Annotated in this window: 1 protein-coding gene; it reads left to right on the top strand. The window is 78.3% G+C overall.

The genetic code is table 11. The features are described from left to right. Positions 1–419: 419 nt before the first annotated feature. The coding region (locus ACSNOH_RS34700; protein ID WP_436725430.1) for a proton-conducting transporter transmembrane domain-containing protein at positions 420–1674 on the top strand (1255 nt) is incomplete at its 3' end.

Raw genomic sequence — 1674 nt, 5'->3', positions numbered from 1 at the left:
CCGCCCGGCCCGGCGGGGGACCGGCCGTGCCGCCCGCCCCGGGGAGCGGACCCGGTCCGGAGCCGGGCGCCCCGGCGTGGTCCCGCGCTCGTGCCGCCGTGCCTCCCGGCTTCCGCACGGGGCCCGGCGAGGCCGCCGGTCCGGGCGCATCCGCCTGGGAGCGCGCGTCCGACCGGGACGGTGGCCGCCCCGGCGCCGGGCCGGACGGGCTCACCCGCCCCCGCCGGGGAACCGACGCCGGTGCGGAGGGGGCCGTCCGTCCCGGCGGAGGATCCGGCGCCGGCTCGGCCGGAGGAGTCCCCTGCGGGGGAGCGGGCACCGGCCGGGAAGGGCCCGTCCGCCCCGGCAGGGGCGTCGGTGCCGCGGCGGGCGCGTCGCCCCGGCCCGGGGGAGCACTGCGCGCCGCGCGGAGCGCCACCGTGCCCCGCCCGCTCACCGGCCGGCTCGGGCTCGTCTCCCCGTTCGCGATCCTCACCTGCGGAGCCGCCCTCGCCTGCACCGTCCCTGACAGCGGGCCCGTCACCGCCTACGGGCGGCTGCTGCGCGCCGACGCGCTCACCGTCTGGATGCTCCTCACCGTCGGCGCGGTCGCCTGCCTCGCCTGCGCCGCCAACCCCGCCCACCTCGCCCACGAGCGCACCGACGAACCCGCGACCCGCCGCTACCACCTGCTCGTCCACGCCTTCCTGGCCGCCATGAGCGCCGCGGTCCTCGCCGCCAACCTCGGAGTCCTGTGGGTCGCCATCGAGGCCACCACCGTCGTCACCGCCTTCCTCGTCGGCCACCGGCGCACCCGCGCCTCCATCGAGGCCGCCTGGAAATACGTGGTGATCTGCTCGGCCGGCATCGCCCTGGCCTTCCTCGGCACCGTCCTGCTCTACTACGCGGCCCGTCAGGCCGGCATCCCCGAGGCGTACGCCCTGGACTGGGAGACGCTCACCGCCCGCGCCGAGCGGCTCGATCCCTCCGTCACCAGGCTGGCCACCGGCCTCGTCGTCCTCGGCTTCGGCGCCAAGGCGGGCCTCGCGCCCCTGCACGCCTGGCTGCCCGACGCCCACAGCCAGGCCCCCGCCCCCGTCTCGGCGCTGATGTCGGGCGTCCTGCTCTCGGTCGCCTTCGCCGGCCTGCTGCGCTACAAGGTCATCGCCGACGGGGCCCTGGGGGCGGGTTTCACCCGCACGCTGCTCGCGGGCACCGCCGTGGTCACCCTCGCCCTGGCCACCGCCCTCCTGCTGGCCCAGCGCGACTGCAAGCGCATGCTCGCGTACTCCAGCATGGAGCACATGAGCCTGATCGCCCTCGGCACCGCCGTGGGCAGCCCGCTCGCCCTCTCCGCCGTCCTGCTGCACGTCGCGGGCCACGGCCTCGCGAAGACCGTGGCGTTCTGCGCCTCCGGCCACATCGCACGGCTGTGCGGCACGACCCGCATCGGCAGGATCCGCGGCCTGCTCGCCCACTCGCCCTGCCTCGGCGCCGCCTTCGGCGCGGCCGTCGTGGCCCTGCTCGGCTTCCCGCCGTTCGGCCTCTTCGCCTCCGAACTGGGCATCGTCCGCGCGGGGTTCCTCTCCGGCCCCCGCTGGGCCCTGGCCGCCGCCCTCGTCCTGATGCTCGCGGCCTTCGCCGCCGTGGCCGCCCGCACCGCCCGCATGCTCCTGGGCCCGCCGCCCGGCGACG

Source organism: Streptomyces sp. URMC 127 (genome assembly GCF_051386535.1).
Taxonomy (GTDB): Bacteria; Actinomycetota; Actinomycetes; order Streptomycetales; family Streptomycetaceae; genus Streptomyces.
The sequence above is the reverse complement of the archived record's forward strand: the minus strand, read 5'-3'. Positions and strand labels throughout refer to the sequence as shown.